Origin of the sequence: Mesorhizobium sp. M0037 (assembly GCF_040323635.1) — a bacterium.
Taxonomy (GTDB): domain Bacteria; phylum Pseudomonadota; class Alphaproteobacteria; order Rhizobiales; family Rhizobiaceae; genus Mesorhizobium.
In genome coordinates this window covers 51,457-67,572 of record NZ_JAMYVB010000009.1, presented here as the reverse complement: position 1 = coordinate 67,572, position 16,116 = coordinate 51,457, and the positions used below count along the sequence as shown (strand labels likewise).

Sequence of the window (16,116 nt, the reverse complement as noted above, 5' to 3'; positions counted from 1 at the left end):
ACAAGGTTGCCGGATCGGACTTGAAACGGAACGCGAACGCGTTCATAAGACCATTCAAGCGCCCCAGGGCGCATCGGAGTTAGTTAGATGGCACACAAGAAAGCTGGCGGCTCGTCGCGCAACGGTCGCGACTCGCATTCCAAGCGTCTGGGCGTGAAGAAGTTCGGCGGCGAAGCCGTCATCCCGGGCAACATCATCATCCGTCAACGCGGCACCACCTGGCATCCCGGCGTCAATGTCGGCATGGGCACGGACCACACCCTTTTTGCGCTCGAGACCGGCGCAGTCACCTTCAACAAAAAAGCCAACGGCCGAACCTACGTATCGGTCAACCCGATTACCAAAGCCGCGGAGTAGCCGGTCCGCACTATAAAACCGGCGCCCATCTCGGGAACCGGTGTCTGGCCAAACCATTGAATGGAGCCAGGAAAAGGATCAGGGGAGATGGGTTTTCCATCTCCCCTTTTTTCTTGCCTGGAGGACGTCGAATGGTTGCCGAAGCGGAAGACACCGAAGACGAAAGTTACGCGATAGATTGCCCGGTGCTGGCCACGGAGCGGCTGGTGATGCGCGCCCCGTGTGAAGCCGACATCGCGCAACTGGTCGAGCTTGCCGACAACCGTCACGTCGCCGAGATGCTGGCCCGCATGCCGCACCCCTATGGCGAGGCCGAGGCACGCGCCTTCCTGGCCATGACCAGGTCGCGCCGGGCCGGCATCGCCTACGCCCTGACGCTCGCCGGCACCGACATTTTCGTCGGCTGCGCCGGCCTCAACATGACCGATCGCGGGCTGGAACTCGGCTACTGGATCGGCGAGCCCTATTGGAAGCGCGGCTATGCGACGGAGGCCGCGCACGCGTTGGTCGACCTCGCCTTCCAACGGACGTCGATCCAGGTGCTGCAGGCTTCGACGCGGGTGATCAATCCGGCCTCGCGCCGGGTCATCCACAAATGCGGCTTCCAGTATGCCGGCCAGGGCATGCTGAACTCGATCGTCGCCGGCCAGGTGCCGGTCGAGCGGTACCGGCTGGACAGAAAGACCTGGATCAGCCTGCGCAACTGGGTGCATTTCTAGGTGTTTTGATATTCAGGTGAGGCCGGCCTGCAAACGCGGGTTTATGCGCTTCCGGTGCACGTACTTAAGTACGCTCCGCTCCGGTTCTCGAAAACCAGTGTTTTCGGCTCGGCCTGACCTGAATCTCAACACACCTAGGCGCGTGCCTCCAAACGACAGGTTTGGCAACGTTGGTTGTGGATCGGGCTCAACTCAGCCCATCTCGACCCAAATCGGGAGATGGTCCGAACCGACCGCTTGCGGGTCGACCCACAGGCGCTTCAGCGATCCGGCGAGCGAGGCCGAGGTAAAGATGTAGTCGATGCGCTTGTGGCGGCTTGTGTCTTCGGGTCGCGTGGGATCGACCCAGGTGACGACGTCCGGCGTGTTGAGGCGCTGGGCGACGTCGACGGCGAGATCGGCGGTCAAGGGCATGCCGAATTCATGATCCGGGCGGCCGACGAGTTCGACATATTCGGCCGAGCCGGGCAGCATGTTGAAGTCGCCCATGACGATGAAGGCTTCGGGATAGGGCAGGTCCGGCAGGCCGATCTCGGGAATGCCGGAGAGGCCGCCGCCCTCGAAGGCATAGTTCAACAGGCGCTGGCGCAGGAACCGGATCTGGCTGGCGCGTTCAACCGGACTGCGATGGTCGAGATGCGTGGAATAGAAGCGGATGAAGCCGAGCGGGGTCTCGACCAACGCCTCGAGTGCGCCGCGCTGGAAGTTCATCGCCTCAAGGCTGCGGCTGCGCGGCAAAAGCAGATTGCGCGACAGATGGATCGGCGTCTTCGACAGCACCATGTTGCCGAGCTGGAAAGTGGTGGTGATGGCGCGGCCGGCCTCCAGGCGCGAGCCGACATTGACCTCGAAATTGCTGCCGTAGGCGGCAAAATATTCGGGCAGCGCGTCGCCGATCTCGGCGACCATGTCGCGGTTGCCGTTCCTCGGATTGTTGCGGGTCACTTCCTGCAGCGCGATCACGTCGGCGCCGCGAACCGCCTCGGTGATGCGGCCGAGATCGTAGCGGCCATCTAGACCGATACCGTGCTGGATGTTGTAGCTTACAACCTTCATTCCCGCGCCCTTCAAGCTCCGTCCGCGAACACTGCTACCGCGTCCCCGACAAAAGGGCATCCGGCGCTTTAGTCGCAAAACGGCCTCGCCCTTGGCCGCGCCTTGGTTTAGAGCAAGGCGCAAGATCTATAGCAAAGCCGCAAGGCCAACAGAAACTGCGTAGTCCAATGAAATTTCTCGATCAAGCCAAGGTTTATATCCGCTCGGGCGACGGTGGCGCCGGCTCTGTGTCGTTCCGGCGCGAAAAATTCATCGAATTCGGCGGCCCGGATGGCGGCGACGGCGGCCGCGGCGGCGATGTCTGGCTGGAAGCGGTCAACGGCCTCAACACGCTGATCGACTATCGCTATCAGCAGCATTTCAAGGCCAAGACCGGCGTCCACGGCATGGGCCGCAACATGACCGGCGCCAAGGGCGCCGATGTGACGCTCAAGGTGCCGGCCGGAACCCAGGTGTTTGCCGAGGACAATGAGACGCTGATCTGCGACCTGACCGTGGTCGGCCAGCGCTTCCTGCTGGCCAAGGGCGGCAATGGCGGTTTCGGCAACCAGCATTTCAAAACCTCGACCAACCAGGCGCCTCGCCGCGCCAATCCGGGCCAGCCCGGCGAAGAGATGAATGTCTGGCTGCGGCTGAAGCTGATTGCCGACGCCGGCCTGGTCGGGCTGCCCAATGCCGGCAAGTCGACTTTTCTGGCAACCGTCACTGCGGCCAAGCCAAAGATCGCCGACTACCCCTTCACCACGCTGCATCCAGGTCTCGGCGTTGCCCGGATCGATGCGCGCGAATTCGTCATCGCCGACATTCCGGGCCTCATCGAGGGCGCGCATGAGGGTGTCGGCATCGGCGACCGGTTCCTCGGCCATGTCGAGCGCACGCGTGTGCTTTTGCATCTGGTTTCGGCGCACGAGGAAAATCCGGGCAAAGCCTATAAGACCGTGCGCGCCGAGCTCGACGCCTATGGCAATGGGCTGATCGAGAAGGTCGAAATCGTCGCGCTCAGCCAGGTGGATATCCTTGACGCCGATGAGCGCAAGAAGAAGGTTGCGTCGCTCAAACGCGCTGCCGGCCGCGCGCCGATGCTGCTGTCGGCGGCCACCGGCGAGGGCGTCGAAGCGGTGCTGCGCGCGCTGATGGCGGTTGTCGGCGAAGCGCGCGACAGGGCCGCCGCTCCCGTCGAGACCCGCTGGGACCGATAGCGATGACGGCGCAGTCGCTGACAAAATACCGGCGCATCACGGTCAAGATCGGTTCGGCCTTGCTGGTCGACCGCACCAGCGGCCTGAAGCGCGACTGGCTGGCTTCGCTTGCCGAGGATATTGCAGTGCTGGCCAAGGGCGGCGCCGAGATCCTGGTCGTGTCCTCCGGCGCCATTGCGCTCGGCCGGACCATTCTCGGTCTCGGCAAACGGGCATTGAAGCTGGAAGAAAGCCAGGCGGCTGCGGCCGTCGGCCAGATCGCGCTGGCCGGCGCGTGGTCGGATGCGCTGGGCAAGGGCTCGCTGAAATCGGGCCAGATCCTGCTGACGCTCGGCGACACCGAGGAGCGCCGTCGCTATCTGAATGCCCGCGCGACGATCTCGACGCTGCTCAAGATGAAGGCGGTGCCGGTCATCAATGAGAACGACACGGTGGCGACCTCCGAAATCCGCTATGGCGACAATGACCGGCTGGCGGCCCGGGTGGCGACCATGATGGGCGCCGACCTGCTGGTGCTGCTCTCCGACATTGACGGGCTCTATACGGCGCCGCCGGCGCGCGATCCCGCTGCGAAATTCATTCCGGTGGTCGACCGCATTACACCCGATATCGAAGCAATGGCGGGGGCGGCCGCTTCCGAACTGTCGCGCGGCGGCATGCGCACCAAGCTCGATGCCGGCAAGATCGCCACCGCCGCCGGCACCGCCATGATCATCACCTCGGGCACCAGGCTGTCGCCACTGATGGCGATTGAGCGTGGCGAGCGCGCCACCTTCTTCAGGCCGAGCGCCAATCCGGTGAAAGGCTACAAGACCTGGATCGCCGGCCAGCTCGAACCGGCCGGGCGGCTCACCGTCGACGCCGGCGCCATCGGTGCGCTGCTGTCCGGCAAATCGCTGCTGCCGGCGGGCGTCAGGCTGGTCAGCGGCAATTTCTCGCGTGGCGACACGGTGGCGATCCTGTCGCCCGACGGGCGCGAGATCGCGCGCGGGCTGGTTGCCTATGATGCCGCCGATGCCGTAAGGATCGCAGGCCTGAAGACCGCCGAGATCGAAACCGTGCTCGGCTACGAGGCGCGCTCGGCGATGATTCACAGGGACGATCTGGTGGTGAGCGATCCGGGTGACCAGATACGGCCTGCCGGCCAGCTATGGGCCGGGGGCGAGGTAAGCGGAGGATGAGACATGCTGAAGTTGCATGAACAATCCGGGGATGACACCGTCGCGCTGATGGCTGATATCGGCCGCCGCGCCCGCGCGGCCGCCCGACCGTTGGCGATTGCGACCGCCGCCGCCAAGGATGCCGCACTTCTCGCCATGGCCGACGCGATCATCGCGCGCCAGCAGCAGATTCTCGATGCCAACGCCATCGATGTCTCTAACGGACACGAATCGGGCTTGTCCGGCTCCTTCATGGACCGGTTGAAGCTCGATCCGGCGCGCACCCGTGCCATGGCGGATGGCATACGTGAAATCGCCGAGCTCAGGAACCCGGTCGGCGATGTGATCGCGGCCTGGGATCGCCCCAACGGCCTGCAGATCGAGCGCGTGCGCACGCCGCTCGGCGTTGTCGGCGTCATTTATGAAAGCCGGCCGAATGTGACGGCGGATGCCGGCGCACTCTGCCTCAAGGCCGGCAATCCGGTGATCCTGCGCGGCGGCTCGGACTCGCTCAATTCGTCCGCCGCCATCCATGCCTGCCTGGTCGAGGGGTTGAAGGCCGCCGGCCTGCCCGAAGACGCCATCCAGTTGGTGCCGACCACTGACCGCGCCGCCGTCGGTGAGATGCTGAAAGGGCTTTCCGGCAATCTCGACGTCATCATTCCGCGGGGCGGCAAGAGCCTGGTCGGGCGCGTCCAGAGCGAGGCGCGGGTGCCGGTCTTTGCCCATCTTGAAGGCATCTGCCATCTCTACATCGACCGCTCGGCCGATCTCGACATGGCGGTCAGGATCGCCGTCAACGCCAAGATGCGGCGCACCGGTGTCTGTGGCGCTGCAGAGACTTTGCTGGTCGACCGCGCGGTGGCCTCCACGCATCTGGTGCCGATCCTCGACGCGCTACGCGCCGCCGGCTGCGAGATCCATGCCGATCAGGAAGTGATGAAGCTGTTCTTCGACGCCAAGCCGGCGACCGATGCCGACTGGGTGACCGAATATCTCGAGGCCATCATCGCGGTAAAGCTGGTAGACGGAATTGCCGGTGCCATCGACCATATCGAGACGTTCTCCTCACACCACACCGAGGCGATCATCGCCGAGGATACCAAAGCGGTCGAGCGGTTCTTCAACGAGATCGACTCGGCGATCCTTTTGCACAATGCCTCGACGCAGTTCGCCGATGGCGGCGAATTCGGCATGGGCGCCGAGATCGGCATCGCCACCGGCAAGATGCATGCGCGCGGACCGGTTGGCGTCGAACAGCTGACCTCGTTCAAATACCGCGTGCGCGGGTCGGGACAGGTGAGGCCTTGAATCATTCGCGTCAGGGCTTGAGGCATTGAGCCCAGACACCCCCCTCTGTCCTGCCGGACATCTCCCCCGCAAGGGGGGAGATCAGCTTTTTCTTCCGCTTTCGCCAATCACTAACGTTGCAAGAAAAGTGCCTTTGCCGAAGCTGCTGATCTCCCCCCTTGCGGGGGAGATGCCCGGTAGGGCAGAGGGGGGTGCCTAGCACCATGCTGTCGTCCCTTCAGCCCGCCATCCCCTCGCACTACCTCCGCATGCCGCATGCCGAGAAAGGCCTTGCCGTCGGTCTGTTCGGCGGCTCGTTCAACCCGCCGCATGCCGGCCATGCGCTGGTGGCGGAAATCGCGCTCAGGCGGCTGGCGCTCGACCAGCTCTGGTGGATGGTGACGCCAGGCAATCCGCTGAAGAGCACCAGGGAATTGGCGCCGCTGAGCGACCGGCTGCTGCAGTCGGAGCAGATCGCCAAGAACCCGAAGATCAAGGTCACCGCCTTCGAGGCGGCGCATCATATTCGCTTCACCGCCGACACGCTGGCGCTGGTCAAGGCACGCAATCCCGGCGTCGACTTCGTCTGGATCATGGGCGCCGACTCACTCCGCGATTTCCACCGTTGGCAGCGCTGGCGCCAGATCGTCATGACCTTCCCCATCGCGGTCATCGACCGCCCGGGCGCGACGCTGTCCTTCCTGTCCTCGGTCGTGGCCAAGACCTTCGACTATGCCCGCGTCGACGAGGGTGACGCGCCCCGGCTCGCCCGCATGAAGGCGCCGGCCTGGACTTTTATTCACGGCCCGCGTTCGTCGCTGTCATCGAGTGCTATTCGCAAGCAAGCCAAGGGGTAACTCGTAAGGCCAGATCGCCGATGTCGCTTTTACGGCGGCCTTTCGCGATCCGCTGGGCGATGCTGCGCTGGATATGGCCAATTCAGTGAACCAGACCGACATCGACCACAATCATGGCGCCCCGCCGGCGCCCGTGATCGCCATTGCCAGCGTAATCATGTCGATGGCGCTGATCGCGGTCGGCGACGGGTTGATGTTCGCCTATATCCCGGTCCGGCTTGGCGTCGAGCGCTTCGATCCGACCTGGGCCGGGCTGATCATCACCGGCCTGTCGGCCGGCGGGCTTGCCGGCTGTATCCTGACCGGGCCGCTGGTGCGCCGCGTCGGGCACGCCCGCGCCTTCATGGTGCTGTCGGCGCTGATAGCGCTGTCCAATGCCGCCATCGGCGCCGGCACCTATCCATTGCTGTGGATCGCGGCGCGCGCGCTTTACGGTTTTGCAATATGCGGCCTGTTCATCGTCGCCCAGAGCTGGCTCAACGATGCCGTCGCAAACGCCATTCGCGGCCGGGTGATGGCGGTGTTTTACGTCGCCTATGTCGCCGGACTTGGCGTCGGCTATGCCCTGCTGGCGGCGGTCGACATCGCGACGGCGCAGGCGCCGCTGATCGGCATTGCCTTCACCGCGGTGTCGATCCTGCCGGTCGGCATGACGCGGTTGGCTCAACCGCCGCCACCTCGCGCAGCCTCCGTGGCGCTCGGTCGCGCCTGGCGGATTTCGCCGGTCGGAGTGGCCGGCATGCTCGCCGTTGGCGGTCTGTCGATGGCGATCGCCGGCTTTGCGCCGATCCACGCCACGGCCAAAGGCTACAGCCAGGCCGATGTGGCGCTGCTTTTGTCGGCCATGCCCGTCGGCACGCTGATCCTGCAGATCCCGCTCGGCTGGATTTCCGACCGTACCGATCGCCGTTACGTGCTGGCCGGCGCTGCGGCACTGGCCATCGTTGCCGGTATTCTGGCTATCGGCTTTGACGGTGGCGCTCTGGCGGTGCTGGTGGTGATCTATGTGATCTGGGACGGCGCCTCGGAATCGATCTATTCGCTCGCCAGCGCACACGCCGCCGATCGCGCCGGCAAGGACGACATGGTGGCGCTGTCGAGTTCGCTCCTGTTTGCCTGGTCGCTGTCGGGTTTCATCGTACCAGGTATCGTGACGGCCCTGTCGGCCGTCTATGGAACGCAGGCCTTCATCTATGTGGCGATCATCATCGCCACCGTGTTCTGCCTGTTCGTGCTGTGGCGAGTGGCGACGACGCAGGCCGTTCCCGCCACGGCGACCGGCAGTTTCGCGCCGATGTCGGCGCAGGCGCCATTGCCGGTGGAGCTCGCCTACGCCCCGGAAGATCAGCGCTGAACGGTTTCACAGCTCCTACTGCCTGGTGGCGGCAGTTTCCTGTCGGGCCTCCGGCGGAGGTGCGGGAACCGAAATGGCTTCGGCGTCGAAGGCCTGCTTGACGCGTTTGGTGAGATCGATCTGGGTGGCGAAGAAATCCGCCGCCGTGGTCCAGTAGCGCAAGGTGATGGCGACGCTGGCATCGCCCACGGTGGCAACGAAGGCGATCGGCGCCGGCTCTCGCTTGACGCGGCGCTCGCTGCCGGCAACGCCCAGCATGGTTTTCTGCGCCAGGTCGATGTCGTTCCAGGAGCCGATGCTCAGCGTGATATCGCCGCGGCGCACGCCGTTGCGGGTAAAATTGCGCACCGGCTGGTTCCATAGCGTCGAATTGGGCGCCAGCACATAGACGCCGTCTGTCGTGCGGAGCTTGGTGGCGAACAGGCCGACTTCCTCGACGGTGCCGGAAATGGCGCCGACCTCGACATATTCGCCGATGCGGAATGGCCTGAGCGCCAGAAGCATGATGCCTGCGGCGATGTTCTGCAGCGTGCCTTGCAGCGCCAGGCCGATTGCCAGCCCGATGGCGCCGATGGCGGCGATGATCGAGGCCGTCTGAACGCCGAACTGGCCGAGCACCATGATGACCACCAGGATCAGGATGGCGTAGCGCACGATCTTCGAGAAGAAATGGCGCAGCGTCGCGTCGAAACCATGGATATGGCCGAGGCCGGCTGAGATCGATCGTTCTGCGAGCCCGGCGACGAGATAGCCGACGACCAGCAGGATGATGGCGCCGATGGCGGAGAAGGAATAGGAAACGATCAGTGTGCTGAGTTGCGCAAGGCCAGCCTGCACGGTGAGCAGCGTGTTCTGGGGGTCGATTGGCATCAGGAAAATCCGTTTGGGGGGTGTGTCGATAACCCCTGCCGCGGCCATGGGTTCCGATTTTTCTCAAGGCTCCGGAACCGGAAGTCTTGCACTGCGTTCGCGGTGGCAGGGCCTCCCGTCTTGAAACTGCAAGGGAACTCTGCCTATCTATAGGGTGTCACCTGATTTCGTGGGTGATTTGGTTGTTCTTGCTGCGAAAGGAAATACACTGAGAACAGCATTGCGGAAGAAGGCTGACATCATGCCTTCGCCGGCCAGGATCAGCGTAGATGACGCCGTGTCCCGTGCCATCAAGACAGTCCTTGCCAGTCTGGAAGACTCCAAGGCCGAAAATATTGTCTCAATCGACATTCAGCGGAAATCGAGCCTCGGCGACTATATGGTCATCGCGTCGGGCCGGTCGCACCGTCATGTCTCGGCTGTCGCCGACCACCTCCTCAAGGCGCTCAAGGATGCCGGTCTCGGCACGGCGCGCGTCGAGGGGCTGTCCGGCGCCGACTGGGTCCTGATCGATTCAGGCGACATCATCGTCCATGTCTTCCGCCCAGAAGTCCGCGAGTTCTACAATCTTGAAAAGATGTGGCAGGCGCCGGACCTCGAGGAAGAGACCTTGCACTGAGCTTCGTCTCATGTCGTAACCATCCTGGGTGCGACATGGATTGAAAGCTCGCCGAGGCAGGGATGAAGATAGCAGTTCATGCCGTGGGCCGGATGAAGGCCGGCCCCGAGAGAGAGCTCGCCGACCGCTATTTCGAGCGTTTCGCCAAGAGCGGCCCGGCGATCGGGTTCGAATTCTCTGGTGTCGCCGAGATCGCCGAGGGACGAGCCCAGAACGCTAATGAGCGCCGCCGCGAGGAAGGCCAGAAGCTGCAGGCACAGCTGCAGCCGGGCACGGCGCTGTTCCTGCTCGACGAACGCGGCAAAAACCTGTCCTCAGACGATTTCGCCAGCCGTATCGGCCAGCTGCGCGATGGCGGACGCAAGGCGTTGGTCATCGCCATTGGCGGCGCCGACGGGCACGACCAGTCGGTTCGCGATCAGGCTGAGCTGATGGTCTCGTTCGGCGCGGCGACCTGGCCGCACCAACTGGTGCGTGTCATGCTGGGCGAGCAGCTCTATCGGGCGGCAACGATTCTTTCGGGACATCCCTACCACCGTTCGTAAATCAGTGGGTCGAGGGTCAATCGTCCGGATTTCCGCCCCAATGCGCGGCTGTTTTGTGCTAGGCTTCGGTTCGATCATGGTTGATGGTTCGTTAACGAAGCCACGCATAGAGTCGGGCTTCAATGGCTGACAACGGGAAATCACGAACGGGCTTCCGGCACGCGCGCTGCGGCATCGCTGCGGCGGTGGTTTTGCTGTCGCTCGGGCTTGCACGGGCCGAAAATACGCTGGACGTGGCGCCCGACCCCGATCTGAGCCGTGCCGAATATGAGAAGGTGTCGGCCGAGATCACGCTGTCGTCCGAACGGCTGGCCAAGCTCGCCGCCGACATTGCTTCGGTCAAGAAGGACCATGCCTCGATCACCGCGGCGCTTATCCAGTCGGCTATGACCGAGCAGAAGCTCGGCCAGGACATCGAGGATATCGGCGCCAGGCTCGAAGGACTGAAGGGCGAGGAACAGAAGATCCGTGTCTCGCTGGCGGCGCGGCGCGACGTGCTGGCCGAGGTGCTGGGGGCGCTGCAGCGCATGGGGCTCAATCCGCCGCCGGCGATCCTGGTCAAGCCGGAAGACGCGCTGTCGTCGGTGCGCAGCGCCATCCTGCTCGGCGCAGTGGTGCCGGAACTGCGCCAGCAGACCGACAAATTGCTGGCCGACCTCAGGGAACAGACCCGGGTGACGGCCTCGATCGAGGCCGAGCGGACGCGGCTGACGGCGGCGGTCGGCGAGCAGACGGCGGAAAAGAAACGCCTCTCCATGCTGCTCGAAGCCAAGCAGAAGCTCGAGGCGGACACCTGGACGGCGATGGCCGCTGAAAAGCAGCGGTCCCAGGCGCTTGCGGCCAAGGCCGGCGGCCTGAAAGAGCTGATCGCTTCGCTTGAAGCCGACAAGAGCCGCAAGGCGGCGGATGCCGTCAAGGCAGGCGAACAGAAAGCGGCCGACAGCGATAAGCCGGACGCCGATAACGCTGATGCAGGCACAACCGCGTCGACGGAGCTGGCTTCGCTGCCCGTGCCGGAAGGCAACCGCCTCACCGCCGCCGCGCCGTTTTCGGCACTTCAGGGACAAGTCTCGCTGCCGGTCACCGGCAAGATCAAGCTGCGTTTCGGGGCCGATGACGGTAACGGCGCGGTGATGCTTGGCGACATGGTTGCGACACAATCGGGAGCCATCGTCACGGCACCGGCGGACGGAAATGTGCTTTATGCGGGGCCTTTTCGCTCCTATGGTCAACTCTTGATCCTCAATGCGGGAGACGGCTATCATGTCGTCCTGGCGGGGATGAGCAGAATCAGCGTCGCGTCTGGCCAGTCGGTGCTCGCAGGAGAGCCGGTCGGCGCGATGGGAGAGGCCCGGGTGGCAAGCACCTCGGCCTCGAAGAATGGAAATGCCACGCCGGAACTCTATGTCGAGTTCCGCAAGGATGGAAAACCCGTCGATCCGACCCCATGGTGGGCGGACCGCTTCTCTGGAAGGACGTGAAATGATGCGGAAACTGTCGCTTCTTATTGCCGGTGCGCTGATGGGCGCGTCAGCGATGAGCCTGGTCTATGGCGCGCCCGGCTCGACGGCGAACGCTGCAGGCTCCGAGACCTACAAGCAACTGGCGATCTTCGGCGACATCTTCGAGCGCGTGCGGGCGCAGTATGTGACGCCGCCGGACGACAAGTCGCTGGTCGAAAACGCCATCAACGGCATGCTCACCTCGCTCGATCCGCACTCCTCCTACATGAATGCCGAGCAGGCGCAGGACATGCGCGTGCAGACCAAGGGTGAGTTCGGCGGCCTCGGCATCGAGGTCACCATGGAGAACGACCTGGTCAAGGTGATCACGCCGATCGACGACACCCCGGCTGCCAAGGCAGGCGTGCTGGCCGGCGACTATATCGCCAAGATCGACGGCCAAGAGGTTCGCGGCCTGACGCTCAACGATGCGGTCGAAAAGATGCGCGGCCTGGTCAACACGCCGATCAAGCTGACCATCCTGCGCCAGGGCGCCGACAAGCCGATCGAGTTGACGGTGGTGCGCGACATCATCAAGGTCAAGGCGGTCAAGTTCCGGGTCGAGAACGACATCGGCTACATGAAGATCACCTCCTTCACCGAAAAGACCTATGACGACCTCGAGAACGCCATCGACACCATCAAGAAGCAGGTGCCGAACGACAAGCTCAAGGGCTATGTGCTCGATCTCAGGCTCAACCCGGGCGGCCTGCTCGACCAGGCGGTGAGCGTGTCCGACGCCTTCCTCGACCGTGGCGAGATCGTCTCGACCCGCGGCCGCGACCCGAAGGACGTCACACGCTTCGACGCCAAGGCAGGCGACGACATCGGCGCCAAGCCGCTGATCGTGCTCGTCAATGGCGGTTCGGCCAGCGCCTCCGAGATCGTCGCCGGCGCGCTGCAGGACCTGCGCCGCGCCACAGTGGTCGGCACGCAGTCATTCGGCAAGGGCTCGGTGCAGACCATCATCCCGCTTGGCGAGAACGGCGCGCTGCGCCTGACGACGGCGCTCTATTACACGCCGTCCGGCAAGTCGATCCAGGGCAAGGGCATCACGCCCGACATCAAGGTCGACCAGCCGCTGCCGCCCGAACTGCAGGGCAGGGACCTGACGCGCGGTGAATCTGACCTCAAGGGCCACATCAAGGGGGCCGACGAGAGCGATACCGGCTCGGGCTCGGCTGCCTATGTGCCGCCGGATCCGAAGGACGATCTGCAGCTGATCTATGCCGAACAGCTGCTGCGCGGCCAGAAGACCGATCCGGCATTCCCGCCGAATCCGGAGAAGGCAGTGCTTAACCAGTAAAATCGACTGGTAGCTCTGGCTGCCCAATCGAAGCGATGCAATGCTGCCGGGACCGTGAGGTTCCGGCAGTTTGATTCGGGGGCAGCTGGGCGCTGTGCCTCAAAAGGCGCAGGGGACGCGCCGTCAGTTTTGGATCTGCGCATGGCGAAAAGATTTCGCTGATCACGCGCCGGGGGATGCGGCTTGGCTGACGTCGGCAAGGACATCGAACGCCCGCTCGGACAGACCGTCCGACCGCGTGCCGCGTCGCGCGGGATCAGCGCTGGCGCCGTCGCGGCGACGCTGGTCGTGCTGGCCGCGGTCGGCATCTCCGGCGCGATCGCGCTGCGCGAGAAGCCGTTCCGCAAACCGGAAGCAATCGCGGTCTCGACGCCGAAGGTGACGGCGGCGGCCGAACCCGCGGCCGCAGCGCCCACTGCTCAAGCCACGGCGGCAGCGCCGAAGGCGGAAACGCCCAAAGCCAGCGGCCCGCAGATCATCCATGTGCAAACCCAGGAGGGTGACGGCCCGCCCAATGCAGCCATTGTCATCCATGACCCGTCGACGATCGGCCAGAACCTGAAGATCGCGCATATCCCCGACAGGGCGCTGATCGAGGCCAGCGACACCGGCCCGCTGCCGGTTCGCGCCGCTGACGGCCGGCGGCCGTTCGATGTCTATGCGCGGCCGTGGTCGGGTTCGCGTGGCGCTCGAGTGGCAATCGTCATCGGCGGGCTTGCCGTGTCGCAGACCGGCACGCAGGCGGCGATCGCCAAGCTGCCGGCCGAAGTGACGCTGGCTTTTGCGCCGCAAGGCAACAGCATTGGCCGGTGGATGCAGGCGGCACGGCAGAGCGGGCATGAAGTGGTCATGCAGGTGCCGCTCGAACCGTTCGACTATCCCAATGTCAATCCTGGCCGCAATACGCTGACAGTGGCGGCAAGCCCGGACGAGAATCTGAAGAATCTGCGCTGGGCGCTGTCGCGGACCACCAACTATACCGGCGTCATGAACTATATGGGGGCTCGCTTTTCGGCCGACGCGACGGCGATGGGGCCGTTCATGGCCGAACTCGGCAAGCGCGGCCTTGCCTATGTCGATGACGGCTCGTCCGCACGGAGCCTGGCGTCCGATCTCGCCTTGAAGGACGGTGTGCCGTTCGTCGCCGGCGATACGGCAATCGACGCCGTGCAGGACCGCGGCGCCATCCTGAAAAAGCTCGACGCGCTGGAAGCGACCGCGCGCGCCAAAGGCTCCGCCGTCGGCATCGGCTCGGCCTTCGACCTCACCGTCGATACCGTGGCGTCCTGGGCGGTCGAAGCGAAAAAGCGCGGTATCGAGATCGTGCCGATCTCGGCGGTGGCCATCGACCCGGAAAAAGGCTGATCATGACGAAGAAACCTGTCGACCCCGAGACGCTGCCTTACCGCCCTTGCGTAGGACTGATGATCCTCAATGGCGACGGGCTGGTCTGGGTCGGGCACCGCATCGCCGAACCGGACAGCGAATTTGCCGGGACCACGCAGCTCTGGCAGATGCCGCAAGGCGGCATCGACGAGGGCGAGGAGCCGCTGCAGGCGGCCGGGCGCGAGCTCTATGAAGAGACCGGCATGCGCTCGGTCACGCTGCTGGCCGAGGCGCCGCACTGGATCAACTACGACCTGCCGCCCGATCTGGTCGGCATCGCCCTCAAGGGCCGCTATCGCGGCCAGACGCAGAAATGGTTCGCCTACCGCTTTCACGGCGAGACCAGAGAGATCCAGATCAATCCGCCGCCGGGCGGCCACACCGCCGAATTCGATGAATGGGCATGGCGGCCGATGCAGGACCTGCCCGATCTGATAGTGCCGTTCAAACGCAAGGTCTATGAGGATGTGGTGGCGACGTTCCGTCATCTTGCCTAGCTGGATGTGACGGTTCGCACGGCACCTGATTCGTGCTTTATTGATCGGGACACCCGCAGCCACGAGACCCATATGAACGACGCCGGGCAATGGCCTCTTAGCGCAGCGTATGGGCTGCCCCTCACCTGCCTGCCGGCTTTCGTCACTCGAAAAGCCAAGCAGGTGGCTTTTCGTCCGCCTTACGCGGACCGCTCTTCAACTCCCCGTATTGGGACGGGGAGAAATGTCCGGCAGGACAATGAGGGGCAGCGCCGACTTCGTCGGATCTGCGATGCATAAAGCCAAAGATACGATCAGCGAAGCGGCGGCCGGCGCCATTCTCACCATCGATCTCGGCGCGGTCAGGGAGAATTACCGGCGGCTCAAGGCAAAGCTCGGCGGCGTGCGCTGCGCCGGCGTCGTCAAGGCCGACGGTTACGGGCTCGGCGCGCGGCAAGTGGCGGCGGCACTGGTTGCCGAAGGCTGCGACAGCTTCTTTGTCGCTCATCTCACCGAGGGTGTCGCGCTGCGCGACGCACTCGGACCGAAGCTGGAAATCCATGTGCTGAACGGCCTGCCGCCGGGCTCGGAACCCGAAGCGGTGGCCGCCGACCTTGTTCCCGTCATCAACAGCACCGGGCAACTGAAGGCGTGGAGCGAGGCAGGCCAAAAGGCCGGCCGCAAGCTCAAGGCCGCCATCCAGGTCGACAGCGGCATGTCGCGGCTGGGCATGGCGCCGGCAGAGGTCGAGGCGCTTACGGCCGATGCTTTCGCCGGCGTCGATGTCGTCCTCGTCATGAGCCATCTGGCCCGTGCGGACGAACCGACCAATGCGGCCAATGACGCGCAACTCAGGGAGTTCGAACGGCTGCGCAAAATGCTGCCCAAGGCGCCGGCGTCGCTCGACAATTCCTCCGGCATCTTTCTTGGGCCGCGCTATCAGTACGACCTCGCGCGTCCGGGCGCTGCGCTCTACGGCATCAATCCGACGCCTGATGAGGCGAACCCGATGCTGCCGGTGGTGCGGCTCGAGGCAAAGATCATCCAGACACGCGGCATCGATAAGGGCGCGGGCGTCGGCTACGGACATGCGTTTCTGGCCAGCGGTCCCTTGCGCGCGGCCACGATCTCGCTCGGCTATGCCGATGGCTGGCACCGGCGCGCGGCTTCGGCTGCCTGGCTCGACGGCGTGCGACTGCCCTTTGTCGGGCGGGTGTCGATGGATTCGATCATACTCGACATCTCGGCCCTGCCGGCCGGCCGGCTGCGCGAGGGCGACCTTGTCGAACTCCTGGGCCCCTCGCAGAGCGTCGATGACGCCGCCGGTCATGCCGGCACGATCGGTTATGAAATCCTGACCAGTCTCGGCCCCCGCTTCCACCGCCGCTATATCAACGAATAGAGCCGCGACACGCCGCCC

16 protein-coding genes are annotated in these 16,116 nt (G+C 64.5%); 14 read left to right on the top strand and 2 right to left on the bottom strand.

The features are described from left to right. The first annotated feature begins 87 nt into the window (after positions 1-87). A complete protein-coding gene (rpmA, locus tag NKJ78_RS15545; protein ID WP_015315190.1) occupies positions 88-357 on the top strand; it encodes a 50S ribosomal protein L27 in 270 nt (89 codons plus the stop codon). Between the two features lie 131 nt (positions 358-488). After that, positions 489-1,076 carry a GNAT family N-acetyltransferase gene (locus NKJ78_RS15540; protein ID WP_023688901.1) on the top strand — a complete coding sequence of 196 codons (588 nt, stop codon included), beginning with the start codon at positions 489-491 and terminating at the stop codon, positions 1,074-1,076. Positions 1,077-1,268: 192 nt separating this feature from the next. On the opposite strand, the gene NKJ78_RS15535 is transcribed toward NKJ78_RS15540, so the two are convergent. After that, positions 1,269-2,132 (bottom strand): endonuclease/exonuclease/phosphatase family protein, encoded by an 864-nt coding sequence (locus NKJ78_RS15535; RefSeq protein ID WP_352459908.1) that lies wholly within the window; start codon positions 2,130-2,132, stop codon positions 1,269-1,271. Between the two features lie 167 nt (positions 2,133-2,299). Here NKJ78_RS15535 and obgE point away from each other — a divergent pair, with 167 nt between their 5' ends. From obgE to NKJ78_RS15510, 5 genes are all read left to right on the top strand, one after another. Continuing rightward, positions 2,300-3,331, top strand: coding sequence for a GTPase ObgE (gene obgE, locus NKJ78_RS15530; RefSeq protein WP_023737906.1), 1,032 nt, complete (start codon positions 2,300-2,302; stop codon positions 3,329-3,331). 2 nt (positions 3,332-3,333) lie between these two features. Then, positions 3,334-4,512 (top strand): glutamate 5-kinase, encoded by a 1,179-nt coding sequence (gene proB, locus NKJ78_RS15525; RefSeq protein WP_023737905.1) that lies wholly within the window; start codon positions 3,334-3,336, stop codon positions 4,510-4,512. 3 nt (positions 4,513-4,515) lie between these two features. Further along, the gene (locus NKJ78_RS15520; protein ID WP_023737904.1) at positions 4,516-5,802 is read left to right on the top strand and encodes a glutamate-5-semialdehyde dehydrogenase; all 1,287 of its coding nucleotides are present in this window, start codon (positions 4,516-4,518) and stop codon (positions 5,800-5,802) included. A 203-nt stretch (positions 5,803-6,005) separates the two neighbouring features. After that, complete coding sequence (locus NKJ78_RS15515) at positions 6,006-6,638, top strand: nicotinate-nucleotide adenylyltransferase (protein ID WP_023700240.1); 633 nt, start codon at positions 6,006-6,008, stop codon at positions 6,636-6,638. Positions 6,639-6,723: 85 nt separating this feature from the next. After that, the gene (locus NKJ78_RS15510) at positions 6,724-7,992 is read left to right on the top strand and encodes an MFS transporter (RefSeq protein ID WP_502903274.1); all 1,269 of its coding nucleotides are present in this window, start codon (positions 6,724-6,726) and stop codon (positions 7,990-7,992) included. Between the two features lie 15 nt (positions 7,993-8,007). Here the strand turns inward: NKJ78_RS15510 and NKJ78_RS15505 are convergent, their stop codons facing one another. Next, on the bottom strand, positions 8,008-8,862 hold the full coding sequence (locus tag NKJ78_RS15505; RefSeq protein WP_352459906.1) for a mechanosensitive ion channel family protein: 855 nt from the start codon (positions 8,860-8,862) through the stop codon (positions 8,008-8,010). Positions 8,863-9,103: 241 nt separating this feature from the next. Here NKJ78_RS15505 and rsfS point away from each other — a divergent pair, with 241 nt between their 5' ends. The 7 genes from rsfS (at position 9,104) to alr (ending at position 16,098) form a co-directional block, all read left to right on the top strand. Next, the gene (gene rsfS, locus NKJ78_RS15500) at positions 9,104-9,481 is read left to right on the top strand and encodes a ribosome silencing factor (RefSeq protein WP_023668698.1); all 378 of its coding nucleotides are present in this window, start codon (positions 9,104-9,106) and stop codon (positions 9,479-9,481) included. A gap of 62 nt (positions 9,482-9,543) precedes the next feature. After that, positions 9,544-10,026, top strand: coding sequence for a 23S rRNA (pseudouridine(1915)-N(3))-methyltransferase RlmH (gene rlmH / locus NKJ78_RS15495; protein ID WP_023815253.1), 483 nt, complete (start codon positions 9,544-9,546; stop codon positions 10,024-10,026). A gap of 122 nt (positions 10,027-10,148) precedes the next feature. Further along, the gene (locus NKJ78_RS15490; protein WP_352562498.1) at positions 10,149-11,507 is read left to right on the top strand and encodes a murein hydrolase activator EnvC family protein; all 1,359 of its coding nucleotides are present in this window, start codon (positions 10,149-10,151) and stop codon (positions 11,505-11,507) included. A 1-nt stretch (position 11,508) separates the two neighbouring features. Beyond that, the gene (locus NKJ78_RS15485) at positions 11,509-12,834 is read left to right on the top strand and encodes a S41 family peptidase (RefSeq protein WP_023668701.1); all 1,326 of its coding nucleotides are present in this window, start codon (positions 11,509-11,511) and stop codon (positions 12,832-12,834) included. A 183-nt stretch (positions 12,835-13,017) separates the two neighbouring features. After that, positions 13,018-14,199, top strand: coding sequence for a divergent polysaccharide deacetylase family protein (locus tag NKJ78_RS15480; protein ID WP_352459905.1), 1,182 nt, complete (start codon positions 13,018-13,020; stop codon positions 14,197-14,199). A gap of 2 nt (positions 14,200-14,201) precedes the next feature. After that, positions 14,202-14,717, top strand: coding sequence for an RNA pyrophosphohydrolase (locus NKJ78_RS15475; protein WP_352459904.1), 516 nt, complete (start codon positions 14,202-14,204; stop codon positions 14,715-14,717). Between the two features lie 271 nt (positions 14,718-14,988). Further along, entirely contained in the window at positions 14,989-16,098 is a 1,110-nt protein-coding gene (gene alr, locus NKJ78_RS15470) for an alanine racemase (RefSeq protein ID WP_352459903.1), read from the top strand. Positions 16,099-16,116 lie beyond the last annotated feature (18 nt).

What these genes read in the sequence shown, in the direction of transcription:
- rpmA (WP_015315190.1), top strand. Translation starts at nt 88, where the DNA reads ATGGCACACAAGAAAGCTGGCGGCTCGTCGCGCAACGGTCGCGACTCG.
- NKJ78_RS15540 (WP_023688901.1), top strand. Translation starts at nt 489, where the DNA reads ATGGTTGCCGAAGCGGAAGACACCGAAGACGAAAGTTACGCGATAGAT.
- NKJ78_RS15535 (WP_352459908.1), bottom strand. Translation starts at nt 2,132, where the DNA reads ATGAAGGTTGTAAGCTACAACATCCAGCACGGTATCGGTCTAGATGGC.
- obgE (WP_023737906.1), top strand. Translation starts at nt 2,300, where the DNA reads ATGAAATTTCTCGATCAAGCCAAGGTTTATATCCGCTCGGGCGACGGT.
- proB (WP_023737905.1), top strand. Translation starts at nt 3,334, where the DNA reads ATGACGGCGCAGTCGCTGACAAAATACCGGCGCATCACGGTCAAGATC.
- NKJ78_RS15520 (WP_023737904.1), top strand. Translation starts at nt 4,516, where the DNA reads ATGCTGAAGTTGCATGAACAATCCGGGGATGACACCGTCGCGCTGATG.
- NKJ78_RS15515 (WP_023700240.1), top strand. Translation starts at nt 6,006, where the DNA reads ATGCTGTCGTCCCTTCAGCCCGCCATCCCCTCGCACTACCTCCGCATG.
- NKJ78_RS15505 (WP_352459906.1), bottom strand. Translation starts at nt 8,862, where the DNA reads ATGCCAATCGACCCCCAGAACACGCTGCTCACCGTGCAGGCTGGCCTT.
- rsfS (WP_023668698.1), top strand. Translation starts at nt 9,104, where the DNA reads ATGCCTTCGCCGGCCAGGATCAGCGTAGATGACGCCGTGTCCCGTGCC.
- rlmH (WP_023815253.1), top strand. Translation starts at nt 9,544, where the DNA reads ATGAAGATAGCAGTTCATGCCGTGGGCCGGATGAAGGCCGGCCCCGAG.
- NKJ78_RS15490 (WP_352562498.1), top strand. Translation starts at nt 10,149, where the DNA reads ATGGCTGACAACGGGAAATCACGAACGGGCTTCCGGCACGCGCGCTGC.
- NKJ78_RS15485 (WP_023668701.1), top strand. Translation starts at nt 11,509, where the DNA reads ATGATGCGGAAACTGTCGCTTCTTATTGCCGGTGCGCTGATGGGCGCG.
- NKJ78_RS15475 (WP_352459904.1), top strand. Translation starts at nt 14,202, where the DNA reads ATGACGAAGAAACCTGTCGACCCCGAGACGCTGCCTTACCGCCCTTGC.
- alr (WP_352459903.1), top strand. Translation starts at nt 14,989, where the DNA reads ATGCATAAAGCCAAAGATACGATCAGCGAAGCGGCGGCCGGCGCCATT.